General features: G+C 35.8%; 17 protein-coding genes and 1 pseudogene. 11 read left to right on the top strand and 7 right to left on the bottom strand.

Annotated features, from left to right (window positions below; genetic code table 11):
• The first annotated feature begins 164 nt into the window (after window positions 1-164).
• From SSP_RS07300 to SSP_RS07285, 4 genes are read left to right on the top strand one after another with little or no spacing between them, the layout of a single operon-like run.
• A complete protein-coding gene (locus tag SSP_RS07300) occupies window positions 165-1445 on the top strand; it encodes a homoserine dehydrogenase (RefSeq protein WP_011303208.1) in 1281 nt (426 codons plus the stop codon).
• A 5-nt stretch (window positions 1446-1450) separates the two neighbouring features.
• Entirely contained in the window at window positions 1451-2512 is a 1062-nt protein-coding gene (gene thrC, locus SSP_RS07295; RefSeq protein ID WP_011303207.1) for a threonine synthase, read from the top strand.
• A 1-nt stretch (window position 2513) separates the two neighbouring features.
• Window positions 2514-3431, top strand: coding sequence for a homoserine kinase (gene thrB / locus SSP_RS07290; protein WP_002483395.1), 918 nt, complete (start codon window positions 2514-2516; stop codon window positions 3429-3431).
• Window positions 3432-3478: 47 nt separating this feature from the next.
• Entirely contained in the window at window positions 3479-4282 is an 804-nt protein-coding gene (locus tag SSP_RS07285; protein WP_011303206.1) for a Cof-type HAD-IIB family hydrolase, read from the top strand.
• Window positions 4283-4422: 140 nt separating this feature from the next.
• Here SSP_RS07285 and SSP_RS07280 read toward each other — a convergent pair whose 3' ends face one another.
• Complete coding sequence (locus SSP_RS07280) at window positions 4423-4737, bottom strand: hypothetical protein (protein WP_011303205.1); 315 nt, start codon at window positions 4735-4737, stop codon at window positions 4423-4425.
• A 148-nt stretch (window positions 4738-4885) separates the two neighbouring features.
• Window positions 4886-6331 carry an amino acid permease gene (locus SSP_RS07275; RefSeq protein WP_011303204.1) on the bottom strand — a complete coding sequence of 482 codons (1446 nt, stop codon included), beginning with the start codon at window positions 6329-6331 and terminating at the stop codon, window positions 4886-4888.
• A gap of 225 nt (window positions 6332-6556) precedes the next feature.
• Here SSP_RS07275 and SSP_RS07270 point away from each other — a divergent pair, with 225 nt between their 5' ends.
• Window positions 6557-8044, top strand: coding sequence for a catalase (locus tag SSP_RS07270; protein ID WP_011303203.1), 1488 nt, complete (start codon window positions 6557-6559; stop codon window positions 8042-8044).
• A 366-nt stretch (window positions 8045-8410) separates the two neighbouring features.
• On the opposite strand, the pseudogene SSP_RS07265 reads toward SSP_RS07270, so the two are convergent.
• Window positions 8411-9196, bottom strand: a pseudogene (locus tag SSP_RS07265) (IS30 family transposase); the annotation flags it as partial.
• A 318-nt stretch (window positions 9197-9514) separates the two neighbouring features.
• On the opposite strand from SSP_RS07265, the gene SSP_RS07260 reads away from it, so the two are divergent.
• A complete protein-coding gene (locus SSP_RS07260; RefSeq protein WP_011303201.1) occupies window positions 9515-10012 on the top strand; it encodes a hypothetical protein in 498 nt (165 codons plus the stop codon).
• 69 nt (window positions 10013-10081) lie between these two features.
• Here SSP_RS07260 and SSP_RS07255 read toward each other — a convergent pair whose 3' ends face one another.
• Together SSP_RS07255 and SSP_RS07250 are read right to left on the bottom strand one after the other, a co-directional pair.
• The gene (locus SSP_RS07255; protein ID WP_011303200.1) at window positions 10082-11614 is read right to left on the bottom strand and encodes a bifunctional metallophosphatase/5'-nucleotidase; all 1533 of its coding nucleotides are present in this window, start codon (window positions 11612-11614) and stop codon (window positions 10082-10084) included.
• A gap of 23 nt (window positions 11615-11637) precedes the next feature.
• Complete coding sequence (locus tag SSP_RS07250) at window positions 11638-13203, bottom strand: hypothetical protein (RefSeq protein WP_011303199.1); 1566 nt, start codon at window positions 13201-13203, stop codon at window positions 11638-11640.
• A gap of 254 nt (window positions 13204-13457) precedes the next feature.
• Here SSP_RS07250 and SSP_RS07245 point away from each other — a divergent pair, with 254 nt between their 5' ends.
• From SSP_RS07245 to phnE (SSP_RS07230), 4 genes are all read left to right on the top strand, one after another.
• Window positions 13458-14414 (top strand): phosphate/phosphite/phosphonate ABC transporter substrate-binding protein, encoded by a 957-nt coding sequence (locus tag SSP_RS07245; protein WP_011303198.1) that lies wholly within the window; start codon window positions 13458-13460, stop codon window positions 14412-14414.
• Between the two features lie 133 nt (window positions 14415-14547).
• Window positions 14548-15321 carry a phosphonate ABC transporter ATP-binding protein gene (gene phnC / locus SSP_RS07240; protein ID WP_041784901.1) on the top strand — a complete coding sequence of 258 codons (774 nt, stop codon included), beginning with the start codon at window positions 14548-14550 and terminating at the stop codon, window positions 15319-15321.
• 1 nt (window position 15322) lies between these two features.
• Window positions 15323-16117 (top strand): phosphonate ABC transporter, permease protein PhnE, encoded by a 795-nt coding sequence (gene phnE / locus SSP_RS07235; RefSeq protein ID WP_011303196.1) that lies wholly within the window; start codon window positions 15323-15325, stop codon window positions 16115-16117.
• Window positions 16114-16929 carry a phosphonate ABC transporter, permease protein PhnE gene (phnE, locus tag SSP_RS07230; protein ID WP_011303195.1) on the top strand — a complete coding sequence of 272 codons (816 nt, stop codon included), beginning with the start codon at window positions 16114-16116 and terminating at the stop codon, window positions 16927-16929. Before phnE (SSP_RS07235) ends, phnE (SSP_RS07230) begins: the two co-directional genes overlap by 4 nt.
• A gap of 62 nt (window positions 16930-16991) precedes the next feature.
• On the opposite strand, the gene SSP_RS07225 is transcribed toward phnE (SSP_RS07230), so the two are convergent.
• Both SSP_RS07225 and rpmG read right to left on the bottom strand, forming a co-directional pair.
• Window positions 16992-17990 (bottom strand): IS30 family transposase, encoded by a 999-nt coding sequence (locus SSP_RS07225; protein WP_011302314.1) that lies wholly within the window; start codon window positions 17988-17990, stop codon window positions 16992-16994.
• Between the two features lie 175 nt (window positions 17991-18165).
• Window positions 18166-18315 (bottom strand): 50S ribosomal protein L33, encoded by a 150-nt coding sequence (rpmG, locus tag SSP_RS07220; RefSeq protein WP_011303194.1) that lies wholly within the window; start codon window positions 18313-18315, stop codon window positions 18166-18168.
• Window positions 18316-18530: 215 nt separating this feature from the next.
• On the opposite strand from rpmG, the gene rpsN reads away from it, so the two are divergent.
• Window positions 18531-18800, top strand: a complete 270-nt coding sequence (gene rpsN / locus SSP_RS07215; RefSeq protein WP_011303193.1) for a 30S ribosomal protein S14 — start codon at window positions 18531-18533, stop codon at window positions 18798-18800.
• The last annotated feature ends 16 nt before the right edge of the window (window positions 18801-18816 follow it).

Below are 18816 nucleotides of genomic sequence, written 5' to 3'. Positions count from 1 at the left end.
ATCAGAAAATTTTGTTTAGTTTTTATCACGGGAGTGATACGATAGATATACGATTAAATATTGAACCTTTACAAAAATAATGAATGAATTTATACTATACCATATTCAAGTATTTTTCAACTGTACAATTGTATTTTTAAGAAGAACAACGGAGGAATGAAGTTATGAGAGAATTAAACGTAGCCTTACTTGGTTTAGGAACTGTAGGTTCTGGTGTAGTTAAAATTATAGAAGAGAATAGAGAACAAATTAAAGAAACAATGAATAAAGATATCAATATTCGACACATTTTAGTTAGAGATAAATCAAGACAAAGACCAATAAATGTGTCGAGTTATCATTTAACAGAAGATATTGATGAAATATTAAATGATGATTCAATTGATATCATTGTAGAAGTTATGGGTGGTATTGAACCAACTGTGGATTGGCTAAAACGTGCATTAAGTCAGAAGAAACACGTCGTAACAGCAAATAAAGACTTATTAGCAGTCCATTTAAATGTATTAGAAGATTTAGCGCAAGAAAATGATGTTGCGTTGAAATATGAAGCAAGTGTTGCAGGTGGTATTCCTATTGTAAATGCTATAAATAATGGGTTGAATGCAAACAACATTAGCAAATTTATGGGCATACTGAATGGTACGTCTAATTTTATTTTAAGTAAAATGACTAAAGAGCAAACAAGTTTTGAAGCTGCCTTAGACGAGGCTAAAGCATTAGGTTTTGCAGAAGCAGATCCTACAGATGATGTAGAAGGTATTGATGCGGCAAGAAAAGTGGTCATTACTTCTTATTTATCATTTAACCAGGTTATTAATTTAAATGATGTCGATAGACGTGGTATCAGTGATGTTGAATCTGAAGACATTCAAGTTGCAGATCAATTAGGTTACAAAATTAAATTAATCGGTAAAGGAACATATGAAAATGGACAGGTACAAGCTTCAGTTGCACCGACGTTCATTAATAAAGCGCACCAACTTGCAGCGGTAGAAGATGAATTTAATGCAATTTATGTTATTGGCGATGCTGTTGGAGAAACAATGTTTTACGGAAAAGGTGCAGGCAGTTTAGCAACTGGTAGTGCTGTAGTCAGTGATTTATTAAATGTCACATTGAATTTTGAAACTAACTTGCATACATTACCGCCTCACTTTGAATTAAAAACTGAAAAAACCAAAGAACTGATGGATGAATCAGAAACTGTTTCACTTAAAGAGAAAGAAAGTTATTATGTTGTAGTTCAAACTGATGGTGAAGAAGTAAATAAAGTTGAAACGTTACTTAAAGGTCAATTACCGTTTCATAAATCATTGGCCGTAACTGAGCGAGATGCTCATACGGTTGGTGTTGTAATTGTTGGTATAGATGAAAATCCTGAAGCATCCATCACAGAATCTGGATATATCGTTAAGAAAATTTATCCAGTAGAAGGAGTTTAATAACTATGAAAAACTGGCAAGGTTTAGTTGAAGAATTTAAAACATATTTACCTGTAAATGAAGCAACACCATCACTAACATTAAATGAAGGACATACGCCACTCATATATTGTGAACGGATGTCTGAAAAATTAGGCATTGAACTCCATGTGAAATATGAAGGTGCGAATCCTACAGGCTCTTTTAAAGACAGAGGTATGGTTATGGCGATGGCCAAAGCCAAAGAAGAAGGGAAAAAAATCGTAATCTGTGCATCGACAGGTAATACGTCAGCATCTGCAGCTGCATACGCTGCTCGAGCTGGCTTAAAAGCAATCGTAGTAATTCCTGAAGGTAAGATTGCACTAGGTAAATTATCACAAGCTGTTATGTATGGCGCAGAAATTGTTTCAATCGAAGGTAATTTTGATGAAGCATTAGAAATCGTGCAAGAAGTTGCAAAAAATGGAGAAATCGCATTAGTTAATTCAGTCAATCCTTATCGACTTGAAGGTCAAAAAACTGGCGCATTTGAAGTTATTCAACAATTGGGTGGTTCGGCGCCTGATATACTCTCTATACCGGTTGGTAATGCAGGAAATATTTCTGCATATTGGAAAGGTTTTAAAGAATATAGTGATAAAAATGGCACTCAATTGCCTAACATGTATGGTTTTCAAGCAGAAGGTGCCTCTCCTATCGTTCAAAATAAAGTTGTTAAAAATCCTGATACAGTGGCAACAGCAATTAGAATTGGTAATCCAGCAAGTTGGGATAAAGCGACGAATGCACTAGAAGAATCAAATGGTTATATTGATAGTGTGACAGATGAAGAAATTTTAGAAGCATACCAATTAATGGCTCGCAATGAAGGTGTATTTAGTGAACCAGCAAGTAATGCATCAATTGCAGGATTGATAAAATTACATCGCGCTGGTAAATTGCCTCAAGGCAAAAAAGTTGTTGCAGTTCTAACAGGTAATGGACTGAAAGACCCTGATACAGCCATTTCACTATTAGATAATCCAATTAAACCATTACCAAATGATAGACAGAGTATTTTAGATTACATCAAAGGGGCACTATAGCATGAAAGAAGCGTTACATTTAAAAATTCCGGCATCTACAGCTAACTTAGGTGTCGGATTTGATTCTATAGGAATGGCTTTAAATAAATTCTTATATTTAGACGTTACTGTGAACGATGAAGATCAATGGTCTTTTAATCATATTGGACCTAATGTAGATGAACTGCCTAATGATGAGAGCCACTACATTTACCAAATCGCACAAAAAGTTGCTGAAACATATGAAGTTGAATTGCCAAATTTAAATGTAGAAATGAGAAGTGAAATTCCTTTAGCAAGAGGATTAGGTTCATCTGCTTCGGCTTTAGTGGGTGCATTGTATATCGCTAACTACTTTGGAGATATTGAACTATCTAAATATGAACTATTACAACTTGCGACGGATTTTGAAGGGCATCCAGATAATGTAGCGCCAACAATTTATGGTGGTCTTGTGCTTGGTTATTATAACGGTGATACAAAAGTTACAGATGTCTCCTACATTGATACACCTAAAGTTGATATTATTATAACGATACCAAGTTATAAATTAAAAACAATTGATGCAAGAAACGCATTACCTGATACATTTTCTCATGAAAAGGCAGTTCAAAATAGTGCAATTAGTAATACGATGATTAGTGCATTAATTCAACATAATTATGAATTAGCTGGAAAAATGATGGAACAAGACGGTTTCCATGAACCTTATAGACAACATTTGATTCCAGAATTTCAAACAATTAAAGGTATTGCGAAACAACATCTAGCATACGCAACAGTAATTAGTGGTGCCGGCCCAACAGTACTCACATTAATAGCACCTGAACGAAGCGGCGAATTAGTACGTGCACTAAAGCGTGAATTTAAAGATTGTAGATCAGAACTTGTTACAATCAATGAAACAGGTGTAACGACTAAAGTATTGTACCAACGTTAATAATCTGTTGTAATATAGAATATAGACGTTGAAGGGAGATTAGCAACATGGGTAAGTATAAAATGGTAGTCATGGACATGGATGACACATTGATGAATAATGAAAATCAAATGAGTCCAGAGACAGAATCTTATTTATTAGATATACAAAAACAAGGATATAAAGTCGTATTAGCATCTGGTAGACCTACTGAAGGCATGTTACCAACTGCTAAAAAATTAAAATTTGATACATATCAAAGTTATGTAATTAGCTATAATGGTGGTAAAACTGTCAATGTGAATACTGAAAGTGTAGAAAAAAGTCGAACGGTAACTAAGGAAAATTTCGATTTAATTGTGGATTATTGTCGCAAAAATAATTTATTCATTTTAACATATGAAGATGGTCATATTGTTTACGAAGGTGAACATGAATATATGAATATAGAATCGGAATTAACTGGGTTACCTATGGAACATGTAAATGATTTAAAGGATTTCATCCAGGATGACGTGCCTAAAGTAATGGGTGTAGATTATGTATCAACTATCTCAAAACTTAACACTGACTTAGCTGGTCACTTTAATGAAGATATAGATGTGACAACAAGTAAGCCGTATTTCTTAGAATTTATGGCACAGGGTGTTTCTAAAGGTAATGCAGTAACAGATTTATCTAAAAAATTAGATATTGCATTATCTGAAGTAGTTGCATTCGGAGATAGTTCAAACGATATTTCTATGCTGCAAGTGGTCGGTCATGCTGTTGCTATGGGCAATGCCAATGACCAGGTGAAAGCAGTTGCTGATGAAATTACATTGAGCAATAGTGACAATGGCATTCCACATACATTGAGACAGATTTTATAAAAGTTAAAGCGTTTAATGTATTAATATCGTTTTTGTAATTATTTGTTTGTATGCGCACTGAAATTACGATTTGTAGTAGTTATTAAAAAAGAGGTTAGAACTTTAAATAAAAGTCCTAACCTCTTTTTTAATAGATGTATTTATTTTGCAGTATGTGTCCATTCATTTTTACCTCGATGTCGTTTTACATGTGCATAGACATGGTCTGCAGCATAATCTAGGTTTGTATAAACAGTGATTGAAAATGCGGACTGATCCTCCTCAAATGTTTCTTCTAAAAATAGGTCTTTTAAATGTTCAAAGAGGCTTTCCATTTGTGAATGCTCTAAACTACTGTATTCTCTTAGTGTGCGTTTGATTAAGCGTTGATGCTTTTCCTCAAGTGATTGCACAACTATAACGAAACGTTCTTCAGTCTCTAATATGTCATCAAATAAATTCGTTTGTCCAACCATAGTTTCCACCTCTAGGTTAAGTCATTATTATATGTTATTATACTACACTTCTTGACCAGTGAAAATATCCTTACTTCTATAATTAAATTGTTAGCAAATTAAAAAACATCGGAATAAACACATAACAGTTTATTCCGATGTTTTAATTTTAATTATAATCGTGTCTCTTCAAATCCATCTCACTGAGTTTGACGATTTTAGTTTTCTTAATAAATTTGTGAACGATATAAATTACAAATAAAATAATCATAGGTGCTAAATTTCTAAATAGTGCGGCAAAATCTCCAGATAAAGCAGCATCTAACGAGTTACCAACAAATAAGAATAATAACGCTATAATGACAATAATTGGTCCAAATGGATAAAACGGTGCTTTGTAAGGCAACACTTCATTTGGATCTTTATTTTGTTTCTTAATAGCAGAGCGTAACCTAATTTGTGATAAGATACTAGACGCCCAAATCACAATAACGAGTGATCCTATAATATTTAATAACGAGAACACTATATCTGATTTGAATTGCGCTAGTATTATGATGAACAATACAATTACAAATGTAGCAATTAATGCAGTCATTGGTAATTTTGTAGTCTTGTTTAATTTAGATAAGAACTTAGGTGCTTGTCTATCTTCTGCCATAGAGAATAACATTCTACTTGTAGTATAAATCCCAGAATTAGCTGCTGATAATAAAGAAGTTAAAATAACTGCATTTATTACTGAAGCTGCAAATGCAATGCCAACACGATCAAACACAATGGTAAAAGGGCTTTGAGAAACCGATTCGTTTTTATTCAATAACATTGGGTCTGTATAAGGGATAATTGCTGATATAACTGCGATTGATAATACATAAAAGAGTAAAATTCTCCAGAAAACTTGTCTGATAGCTTTTGGCATTGAGCGATCAGGGTTAGAAGATTCGCCTGCAGTAACAGCAACGACTTCCGTACCTCCAACTGAAAAGCCTGCTACCAAGAGGACGCCTAGAAAACCTGAAATACCACCAACAAATGGTGCCTCACCAGTTGTGTAATTCGATAATCCATAAGTTTTCCCACCTAATATTCCTACAATCGTTAATACACCAATGAGAATAAACACGATGATGGTTACAACTTTGATGAGAGATAACCAAAATTCTGTTTCACCGAATGCTTTAACAGAAAATATATTTAATAAGAACAGTAAGCATAAGAATATAATGCTCCATGTGACAGGACTGAAAAATTGAAAAGTATCCCAGTAATAAAGTACACTTGAAGAAATAATAATATCAACGCTCGTTACAAGTAGCCATATTGCCCAATATAGCCACCCCATGGTAAATCCTAATGATTTATCTACAAACCTTGTAGAATAAGAACTAAACGATCCAGAAACAGGATAGAAAGTTGCTAGCTCCCCGATTGATGACATTAAGAAATACAACATAATTCCAATAATTAAATAAGCTAATATAGCGCCACCAGGTCCTGCTTGAGAAATGACATTCCCAGTTGCAACAAAAAGTCCAGTACCAATGGCACCACCAATTGCAATCATTGAAATATGACGAGAATTTAGACCGCGATTCATATTGTTTTGTGCCATAAAAAGTCTCCTATATTCGATTGAAATTTTATATATACAATACATTTTAATGCTTTTACTGAATACAAGCAATGCTTTTTGTGAGTAATAATTACAAAATGTTTAAATATTGCGAAAATTGTCATTAAAATTAGTGAGCCAATGTTTGCTTTTACGTGGAGGATACATTAAAATAAATACTAGATAATAATTATTATTATCTAGATGAAGTAAGGGGGAAGTAAAATGAGCAATAATAAAAAATTGACAAGCCTTTTCGGTGCGCCAGTCTCAGATAGAGAGAACAGTATGACAGCGGGTCCAAGAGGACCGTTATTAATGCAAGATTGGTACTTTTTAGAACAAATGGCACACTTCGATAGAGAAGTGATTCCGGAGCGCCGTATGCACGCTAAGGGTTCAGGTGCTTTTGGTACTTTTACGGTAACAAATGATATTACACAATATACTTCAGCAAGTATTTTCTCTGAAGTAGGTAAACAAACAGAAATGTTCGCACGTTTTTCAACAGTAGCTGGTGAACGTGGTGCAGCTGATGCAGAACGTGATATTCGTGGTTTTGCATTGAAATTCTATACGGATGAAGGTAACTGGGACTTAGTTGGTAATAACACACCAGTATTCTTCTTTAGAGATCCGAAATTATTCGCAAGTTTAAACCACGCAATTAAACGAGATCCTAGAACAAATATGCGTAGTGCTCAAAACAATTGGGACTTTTGGACATCATTACCAGAAGCTTTACATCAAGTAACAATCTTGATGACAGATCGTGGTATTCCAAAAGGCTTTAGAAATATGCATGGCTTTGGTTCACATACGTACTCAATGTACAATGATAAAGGTGAACGTGTTTGGGTTAAATTCCATCATAGAACACAACAAGGTATTGAAAACTTACAACCGGATGAAGCGGCACGAACAATTGCAGAAGATAGAGAATCTTCACAAAGAGATTTATTCGAAGCAATTGAAAATAAAGATTATCCAAAATGGAAAACGTATATCCAAGTAATGACTGAAGAACAAGCAAGAAATCATAAAGATAATCCTTTTGACTTAACTAAAGTATGGTATAAAGGCGACTATCCACTAATCGAAGTTGGAGAATGGGAACTTAATCGCAATCCAGATAACTATTTCCAAGATGTAGAACAAGCAGCATTTGCACCAACTAACATTGTACCTGGTATTGACTTCTCTCCAGATAGAATGTTACAAGGACGTTTATTCTCATATGGTGATGCACAACGTTATAGATTAGGTGTGAACCATTGGCAAATTCCAGTAAACCAACCTAAAGGTGTAGGGATTGAAAATATCTGTCCATTTAGTAGAGATGGTCAAATGAGAATTCTGGATAACAATCAAGGTGGTAGTACGCACTATTATCCAAACAGTGAAGGTGCATTTGAAGATCAACCTGAATTTAAAAAACCTGGATTAAAAGTAGAAGGCGAAGCTTACGAATATGATTTCCGTGAAGATGACGATAACTACTTCGAACAGCCAGGACGTTTATTCAGATTACAATCTAAAGAACAGCAAGAGCGTATTTTTGAAAATACAGCGAATGAAATGCAAGGTACAACATTAGAAGTACAACACCGTCATATTCGTCATTGTTATAAAGCGGATAGTGAATATGGTAAAGGTGTAGCTAAAGCATTAGGCATTGACATTAATGATGTTGATCTTGAAGTTAAAGACTAATTTAACACAATTTAATAATAAAATAAGCACAAGTTGAATAAACATCATATTTAAAGCCAACGAAATTTATTTCGCTGGCTTTTTTGAGGTGAGGCTTAATTTTATTAACAAAAGTAGGATGACTAGGATTGAAAAGTTTTCAGAGCTGAAGCGCATGTATAAGTCTACTAGCATTTTTATGCATAAGAACTACTAATTTTCATAAATAGAAGTAGTAGTTCTTTAAAGCAGTGGGACTTTACATTTTCTATTCAGTCATCTACTGCCTAAACGAAAAAGAGTCTGAGACATCTATTTTTGTCCCAGACTCTATTGTTCAAAACTCAGAACATTAGACTAATATGCTGCTTTTTAAATCTTCAATTGTCAAATTAAGTGCAACACCTTATCATTGAAAAGCTCTGCTGGTGTTTTCCAATCAAATCGTTTACGAGGACGTGTATTCAACTTATAAACATAGTGTTCTATTTGTTCTTCTGTAATGTTATCAATATCAATACCTTTGGCTATATATTCTCTAATCAATCCATTTGTATTTTCATTAGTTCCACGTTGCCAAGGGGAATGAGGATCAGGAAAATAAAATGGAATGTTATCTAACTCTGACGTAATTTCTGGATGTTTAGAAAACTCTTTACCTCTATCTGGTGTAATAGATAATCGTTTATTGTTTGGTAAGGTGCCAAGTAAATCTACGATTTTCTGTTTCACAAACTCAGATTTCTTTTTAGGTACTTTACCACAAAGTAAATAGCCGGTTTTACGATCTACTAATGTAACAAGACAAGATTTTCCAGTTTTTCCCATAACAGTATCGGCTTCCCAATCTCCGATTCGTTCTCTATCATTAATGATTTGAGGTCGATCATGTATTGAATAACTTATTCTAATTCTACCTCTATTTTCTTGATGACTTTTAGTGTGTCTAGTCTTACCTCTATGCCTTAACAATCTAATACATCCACGGTTACCGTGACTTAATTTAGGCGGATCAAATAGGCCTAAATAAATAGCACGGTAAATAGTATTATAACTAATAGCCAGGTGAAACCCTTCACTTTTCAATCGGTTTGCAATTTGTTCAGGTGACCACTGTTGATTAAGAAATAAAAATTTTACTTTATCAAATAAAATCTTTGATTTTAATAATAATTTACGTCCGCATTATTTATTATTTTAGCCGGATGTCAAAGCCAAGAGGACAAAGAGAAAGAGTTTAAAAAGCAAACCAACCTATACATTGATAAACTCGCAAAAAATGTAGACAAAGTAGATAAAGCAGGTACAGATAACCCTGAGGACCATAAGAAAATCATCAGTGCTACAGACAAAGCGAATAAACAAATCAAATCAGACTTTAAAAAGTATAAAGAAGACTTCAACAAAGATGCATTAGATAATAAAGATAACAAGAAGATCTACCAAAATGTCAGCAACATCACAGATATCTATACACAGTCTTATGATAACTTGCACAAAATTTCAAAAGCAGAAGGCTTAGATAAAGAATCATTTGCAAAACATGCATTGAATGAATTTACCAATTCATATGTGGCATTAGGAACACAAATGAGCAACTTAGAGAAAAGCAAAGCGAAGAAAATTTTAAATGAAAAAGCGTATGATCACTTAAAGAGCACGATTGATCGTTCAACGAATGAAGTGGATACAGTAGCTAAAGGCTATGCGATGCTTCAAGGACAAGGGTTTGATCTAAAAGCAGAAGATATGCCTAAGTTCGACGCTGTGAAGTATGGAAAATATCATAAAGACGGCGAAACGAAAGAAGTTTCTGCAGATAAATACAACCAGCTTGCGGACAAAGCTAACAAAATCTATGACAAAGACTCACAAGTACCGCATGTCGATAAAAGTGTGAATGAACTTTCATACAAACTCTTAGAAGAAAAATACAACTATGCAAAAGCAGTGAAAGAATTAGTCGACAGTTTATCAGAAGCAGCATAAAAATTTTGATATAAGAATGAAACACAGCCTCCGTATTGAATGCGGGGCTGTGTTTGTCTTTAATGTAATCTATACTTCAACTTTGAAATCTGTCACATTCGGAATATCCAATTCAGGATGTGCTTGCAAGTAATCAATAATCAGCTGTGCACCTTCAGTCGGAATCGATTTGATGATTTTATCTTCACTGAACATTGGATAGTTGCCGCCGCCGACAGCACGGTAATTATTCAGTACGACTTCATAAGTTTGATGCATAGCAATCGGCTGTCCTTGATGGGTCAAACGTGTAATACGTTCGCCTTTAGGATTGCCTGCTTTGATAGTATAGGCAATACCTGACCAAATATCATAATTGTAATGCTGAGGCTTGGGTTCAACATATTCAGGGTTCACAATGACTTCTTGGTCTTGTACTTCAAAGTATTCAGCTGTTTGTTCCAAAGCATCTTTAATATCTTGTCCGCTGAGTTTCAGTACATTGAATGTATTAGGGAACGGATAGTTGTTTAAGACATCCCGCATTGTGACTTCGCCTTTAAAGCCGCGTGATAAATCAAATAAGGCAGATGCCGCAATCGGAGCATTGCTTGCTTCCATTAAGATGTAATTCAAGAAGTTAAGGTATGGATGCGGTGCAGTGCATGCTTTAAATTGATCTTCAACGACCATATCTTCAGATAATAAAGTGATTGGGGCATCTAGCCATTGTTCAATATAATCGCTGAATTGCTGAAGCTCATCTGTCAGTACAGCTTTATCAGGATTATCATCAGTTAAAAGCTGTGCAGTCGCATGATGCACACCTTGATCATGGTAGTCTAAGACAATTTTGCCGACAGTATTGCCTTTAGAACCAGGCTGGATGACTGGGACACCGTGAATGACTTGTGCGATTTCACGATGCTGGTGGCCGGTGATTAAGAGGTCGATGTCGGTGTGGAAGCGGTCGAGTAATGCATAACCTTCATTTTCTCCAGTTAAGGCTTCCGTAGGCGCACCGCTTTCTAAATCTCTTTCAAACCCGCCGTGGTAACATACTGCTACAATATCAGATTTGGCTCTGACTTCAGGCAGCCACTGTGCCAATGTGCTTTCAGCACTTTCAAATGTCAGACCTTCAATGTATTCTGCTTTCTCCCAATGCGGGATATATTGTGTAGTTAAACCAATCACGCCAATCGTTAATCCCTCTCTTTGTAAATACGTGACACCATGACCAGTGAAGGGTTCGCCGTTTTCTAAAATGTTCGCAGATAAGACTGGATAATCTAAATCTGCTAGTGTGTCTTTGAGATAATTTAAGCCGAAATTAAACTCATGATTTCCGATTACACCTAAGTCAAAAACGAATTGATTATAAATCGCCGCCAGCTGTTCTGCAGATTCTCTTTCTTTCGCAAGATAATGTCCGATAGGCGATCCTTGAAGAAAGTCGCCATTATCTATACGAATCGTGTTTTTGTACTGTGCACTATCTTCTTCTATGATGGCTTTGGTATGCAAGAGCCCCATCGGTAATCGTTGTGTCTTGTCTTGATAGTCAGTTGGAAAGAGATAGCCGTGTACATCGCTGACGATATAGAATGCAAGTTGTGTCAATGTAAAATCCCCCTATGTGCGTATCAGTTAATCGTTATAGATTGTGTTTTCAGGTTATGCGAACCTTGTTTTAAACGCAAGTGTGCAGACCCTGAAGCATCAGATATTGTTTGACCTTTCAAGGACAGTGTCGCATTGCCGTCACTGTCTGTTTGAACAGATTGTGCTGCACTATACCCTGGTGATGATTGTGTGCCGAATGTCGCAAGCTGGCGTCCGCCATCTGCATAAATACCGGCACGCAAATCGTTTAAAGTTTGGTTGGCAGGCTGACCTTTAAATTGGATTTTGATAGTAAATGTTTGTCCTGCTTGAAGTTGTTCAGGCACATCGAATGCAATGCCATTCGTATTGATAGATGTACTGCTTGTATCCTCATCTGGTGATGAAGGCTGCTCTTCTTTTGGAGTTTCAGATTGTGAGCCTCCATAGCTGCCAGCCGCAAAAGTTGATGGATCGTACCATTTATAGCCTGCTTTAGGTTCTGACCAAGGTTCTTTTTGCGGTTCTGTTGATTGCTTTGGCTGTTCGAAATCTTTCAATGGTGTGGCTTGGTCTTTTGAAACACCGAGCGCTGTTATCGTTTCGGCATCTTCTTGTTTGCCGAGCCATGTTGTTAAGTTAGAGAGCAATTGCTGATTATCTGCTTCTTTAAAGCCGTCATAAGTTTTCTTTGTATCTCCGCTGTCTTCTCGTTTATATTTAGGTGTACTGTCTTCAACTAAAGATGAATCGCCGATGAATGCCGCTTTGCCTTTGCCGACTTTAGACACCGCGACATAAGGTCCTTCAGCTTTACCGCCTCCGGCATAGACACCTTGATCTACCGCATGCGACCATTTTTGTTCTGAAGATAAACCTTCAGGTGTATAAATAATGCCTTTTGCTTTATCAGGGTCAGTAATGGCTAACGTTGAACCTGCATGCATAGACACACTGTTGACATTATCTGTGATGCCCATCGCATCTTTGCCTGTTACCATATTTTTCGTTGTAAGATTATTTAAACCATTGTATCTAAAGCGTACACCAAAGTTTTCAGCTAACCAATCAGAACTGTTTACGCCTTGCATAGCCTCTGACTGCTTTTCATCTTGCGACATATCTTTGGTCATATCGTTGTATGCACCGCGGCGATAGCCGTTCATGGCTTCAGATGAATCAATTCGGTTCAAGTTGCGGTCTGCGTTGTAGTGATCAGAAATGAAAATAATACTGCCGCCTTGTTTTGCAAAATCAACCATAGCTTGTTGTTCAGAAGATTTGAAAGGTGTATTCGCTTCAGGAATGACTAGAATCTTTGTGTCTTTTAACTTTTCAGGCGTGATACTTGCCTGTCCGCGTAATTCTTTCACTTGATAACCTTGCTTTGCGATTTGGTTGGCATAATCAGAAAAGCCGCCGTCTAAGACCCAATCTGCCGCACCTGCGGTTTGGGCATGTGAATTATCCATAAGTACTTTGCCTTTTTCAGCTTCTCCGATAGTCGGTGCATCAGTGGTACTTTGTGCGTATGTATCAGGTGATGCACTGAGTAGTGTAGATGCGATCAAAACAGAACTTGCGACGTAACGATGGATTACTTTCAATTGAATGTTCCTCCTAAAATGGTTATGTATTTATTTTTATTTACTTGTCCTTTCATTATATTCGTAATTCTAGAAAGTTACATTCGATAAATTTAAGATTTACGATAACTTAACTAAAGTTTCAAATAATTTAAAGATAATCAACATTGCATAAATTATTTACTCAATCTACACAAATATTGTGTTGTTTTTCACTTTAATTCACTCATATAATAAATGTGTAACACATCACAATACATATGGAGGAATGTTGAATGAGAAAGAAACATGCGTTAAAGTCACTCTTCGCTTTAATGATGGCAGTTATTTTATTCGTATCCGCTTGCGGCAACGGCAGTTCTTTAGACAATAAGAAAGAAAGTGATAAAGAGGGAGGCAGCGGGGATTACAAACCTAAAGAATTAACAGTTCAATTTGTCCCTTCTCAAAACGCAGATAAGTTGGAAGCGAAAGCAAAACCGTTAGAAAAATTATTATCTAAAGAGTTAGATATCCCAGTGAAAGTTTCAGTTTCAACGAACTACAACACAATTGTTGAAGCGATGAAATCTAAAAAAGTAGATGTTGGTTTCTTACCTCCGACAGCTTATACATTAGCGCACGATCAAAAAGCGGCGGATGTATTGCTTCAAGCACAACGTTTCGGAGTGAATAAGGACGGTTCAGATTCAAAAGAACTTACAAAGGACTATAAATCAGAAATTCTTGTTAAAAAAGATTCAGGTATTAAAAGTGTTAAAGATTTAAAAGGCAAAAAAATCGCGCTGCAAGATGTGACTTCAACTGCAGGGTATACTTTCCCGCTTGTTGAATTAGACAAAGAAGGCGTAAATGTCTTAAAAGACATGAAAGTTGTGAACATGAAAGGTCATGACCAAGCAGTCATTTCATTAATGAACGGCGATGTAGATGCGGCAGCTGTATTCAACGATGCACGTAAAATCGTGAAAAAAGACGAACCTAAAGTCTTTGATGAAACTAAAATTTTAAAATTAACTAAACCGATTCCAAACGACACAATCTCAGTGCGCAGCGATATGGATTCAAAATTCCGCGACAAACTGAAAAAAGCCTTTAAAGATATTGCGAAAACAAAAGAGGGACACAAAGTCATCAGTGAAGTTTACTCTCATGAAAACTACGTAGACAGCAAAGATGAAAACTTCGATATCGTTAGAGAATACGATAAAAAAGTCAAAGAAATGAAGTAAGCACAAAGCAAACAGATGTTCTCCATCACACCATTTTAATGAGCGTATTTCAACGCAGTGAGGGTTGCAAGAGCACATTGAGTCCGTTGAATACGCTCGCTTTGTATTAAAGCGAGAAGGAAAGGAAATGAGTATGAGTCAAATTGAATTTAAAGATGTACGCAAAGTTTATAGTAACGGTCATGTCGGTTTAGACCGTATTAATTTAAATATTGAAAAGGGTGATTTCGCAGTCATTGTCGGCTTGTCAGGTTCAGGAAAATCGACATTACTGCGTTCTATCAATCGGCTGCATGATATTACAGAAGGGGAAATTCTGATTGACGGCAAATCGATGACTAAAGCCAGCGGCAATCAACTGCTTGAAATGCGCAGAAATATCGGTATGATTTTCCAAAATTTCAACTTAGTCAAACGTTCTTCGGTGATGCGTAATGTACTCAGCGGACGTGTCGGCTATCATCCGACTTGGAAAATGGTTCTCGGTCTATTTCCGAAGGAAGACAAAATCAAAGCATTAGAAGCTTTAGACCGCGTCAATATTTTAGATAAGTATAAATCACGTTCTGATGAATTATCCGGCGGTCAGCAACAGCGTATTTCTATTGCAAGAGCTTTATGCCAAGAACCTGCGATTATTTTAGCAGATGAGCCTGTTGCTTCATTAGATCCCTTAACAACTAAACAAGTGATGGATGATTTGAAGCGTATTAATCAAGAATTAGGTATCACAATTATTATCAACTTGCACTTTGTAGATTTAGCACGTGAATACGGCACACGTATTATTGGTTTGCGCGATGGTCAATTGGTCTTTGATGGCCCTGTTGAGCGTGCAACAGATGAAGCCTTTAATGAAATTTACGGCCGTTCTATTCAAGACGAAGAGAAGTTAGGAGTGAATTAGCATGGATCATGCGAAAGATTATGCGTCGATGTTAAATAACAAGAAATCGTTTAAGACGACTTTCAGTGCAGTCCTTGTACTTTTCTTAGTAATATGGAGTTTGACTTATACGGGATTTAGTATCGGTGATTTATTATACGGCTTGCCTCAAATCGGTGTCTTATTTACAGATATGTTTCCGCCGGATTTAAGTTATTTATCTCAGATATTGAATCCAATGTTAGATACGATTCGTATGGCAATCGTAGGTACATTTATCGGTTCTATTATTGCAGTACCCATTGCATTATTATGTGCCAAGAATATCTCACGTACGAAATGGATAGCAATGCCGGCACGTTTCGTGCTGAACATTGTGCGTACGATACCGGATTTATTACTTGCGGCTATTTTCGTTGCGGTTTTTGGGATTGGCCAAATTCCAGGGGTGCTCGCGGTAATTGTATTAACTATCAGTATCGTCGCAAAGTTATTATATGAAGTTTTAGAAGCGATTGATCCAGGCCCTTTAGAAGCCATGACGGCAGTAGGGGCGAATAAAACCAAATGGATTTTGTTCGGTGTCGTTCCGCAGGCACTCGCTTCTTATGTGTCTTATGTATTATTCGCCTTTGAAATTAATATTCGTGCAGCTGCGGTACTTGGTTTAGTCGGTGCCGGCGGTATCGGTCTCTTTTATGACCAAACACTCGGCCTGTTCCAATACGATAAAACAGCAGTGATTATCTTATTTACACTATTGATTGTAGTCATTATTGACTTCATCAGTTCGAAAGTGAGGGAGCAACTCACATGACGACAATGAGTAAAACAGAGTTATTGAACAACTACAGCAATAAGCAGAAGAAAATCAAATATACCTTAACAGCACTAGTGGTTGCGGCACTTTTGATTTGGGCTTTTGCCGGTATGCCTGCTTTAGAAATCAAAGACAAATCCCGTCAAATTCTCGGTTCGATATTACAAGGACTAACTCATCCGGATTGGGGCTTTGTCTATCAAAAAGGCGGAGAAGACTTGCTTCATGGTTTGTTAGAAACCTTTGCGATTGCAGTAGTCGGAACAATATTAGCTGCGATTATCTGTATTCCTTTAGCGTTCTTAGGCGCAAAGAATATTGTCAAACTCCGCCCAGTCACAGGCACAAGCAAATTTATCTTAAGTATTATCAGAGTCTTTCCTGAAATCGTAATGGCTTTAATCTTTATCAAAGCAGTAGGACCAGGATCATTTTCAGGCGTGTTGGCACTCGGTATTCATTCAGTAGGGATGCTTGGAAAACTCTTCGCAGAGGATATTGAAAATATCGATTTAAGTGCAACCGAATCGCTTAAAGCATGCGGCGCAAATAAAATTAAAACATTAGTATTTGCGGTCATCCCGCAAATCTTGCCGACTTTCATGTCATTAATTCTTTACCGTTTTGAGTTGAACTTGCGTTCGGCGTCCATCTTAGGCTTAATCGGTGCAGGAGGTATCGGTACACCATTAATCTTTGCCTTGCAGACACGTTCATGGGATCGTGTCGGAATTATATTAATCGGCTTAGTAATTATGGTCGGTATCGTGGATTACATCTCTGGCAAGATTAGAGAGAAAATTGTATGATTAGAACAATAAATAACCATGGAATAACGATGTGATTCCATGGTTATTTATATCTTCAATTGTCAAATTAAGTGCAACACCTTATCATTGAAAAGCTCTGCTGGTGTTTTCCAATCAAATCGTTTACGAGGACGTGTATTCAACTTATAAACATAGTGTTCTATTTGTTCTTCTGTAATGTTATCAATATCAATACCTTTGGCTATATATTCTCTAATCAATCCATTTGTATTTTCATTAGTTCCACGTTGCCAAGGGGAATGAGGATCAGGAAAATAAAATGGAATGTTATCTAACTCTGACGTAATTTCTGGATGTTTAGAAAACTCTTTACCTCTATCTGGTGTAATAGATAATCGTTTATTGTTTGGTAAGGTGCCAAGTAAATCTACGATTTTCTGTTTCACAAACTCAGATTTCTTTTTAGGTACTTTACCACAAAGTAAATAGCCGGTTTTACGATCTACTAATGTAACAAGACAAGATTTTCCAGTTTTTCCCATAACAGTATCGGCTTCCCAATCTCCGATTCGTTCTCTATCATTAATGATTTGAGGTCGATCATGTATTGAATAACTTATTCTAATTCTACCTCTATTTTCTTGATGACTTTTAGTGTGTCTAGTCTTACCTCTATGCCTTAACAATCTAATACATCCACGGTTACCGTGACTTAATTTAGGCGGATCAAATAGGCCTAAATAAATAGCACGGTAAATAGTATTATAACTAATAGCCAGGTGAAACCCTTCACTTTTCAATCGGTTTGCAATTTGTTCAGGTGACCACTGTTGATTAAGAAATAAAAATTTTACTTTATCAAATAAAATCTTTGATTTTAATAATAATTTACGTCCGCATTTTTTCTTATTGCACTTGTAATTATTATGAGCATATGTAGGGTTGTAGCTTCCGGAGGAAGCGTTTCTAGCTAATTCACGAGAAACAGTTGATGGGCTTCTGCAAATATCTTTAGCGATTTTTCTTAAAGAATATCCTTTAGCCTTAAGAAAGAATATTCTTTCGCGTTCTTCTATGGTAAGGTGTTTATATGAGTCCATAATCATCATCTCCAGTAAAATTTTGTCTTCGCAAACTTTATTTTACTAGATTGATGATTTTAGGGCTCTTTTTTATGTGTTGCACTTAAATTGTAAATTCATCATTAAAAAAACAACATATATTACAAATTCCAATTTTTAAATGTCGTATTTAAAAGATAAGTAATGAAATGTACTACTTAGTTTCACGATGTAACGTATATTTATTTAATCTTGGACAAAACTTTTTAAGTTCAATACGTTCAGGATGATTACGTTTGTTTTTTGTAGAAATATAATTACGATCGCCACATTCAGTACATGCTAATGTAATATTTACGCGCAAAGTTAACACCTCTTTCTAAATAGTAATTATTACGTTTTATAATATTACCATATAAAATTTAATCTTTCAACATTTTAATAATGTGCAATTTGAAGAATTACATTAAAATACATATCCACTAAAAATTAATTAAAGATTAAAGATTGAATAGATAGAAAAATATGTTATGATATAAAACGTAATAATTACGATTTGTAAAAGGGAGAGGAAAATAGGTGGCAAAAAAATCTAAAATAGCAAAAGAGCAGAAAAGAGAAAAGTTGGTTGCACAGTATTACGAATTGAGAAAAGAACTAAAAGATAAGGGCGATTATGAAGCTTTAAGAAAATTGCCAAGAGATAGTTCTCCTACGAGATTAACAAGAAGATGTAAAGTAACTGGCAGACCTAGAGGTGTTTATCGTAAATTTGGTATGTCACGCATTGCATTAAGAGATTATGCACATAAAGGGCAAATTCCAGGAGTGAAAAAATCTAGTTGGTAATTTACGACTAAAGTCA

This window comes from Staphylococcus saprophyticus subsp. saprophyticus ATCC 15305 = NCTC 7292, from assembly GCF_000010125.1.
Taxonomy (GTDB): Bacteria; Bacillota; Bacilli; order Staphylococcales; family Staphylococcaceae; genus Staphylococcus; species Staphylococcus saprophyticus.
Note: the sequence above shows the minus strand (reverse complement) of the source record. Positions and strands in the feature narration are given on the sequence as shown.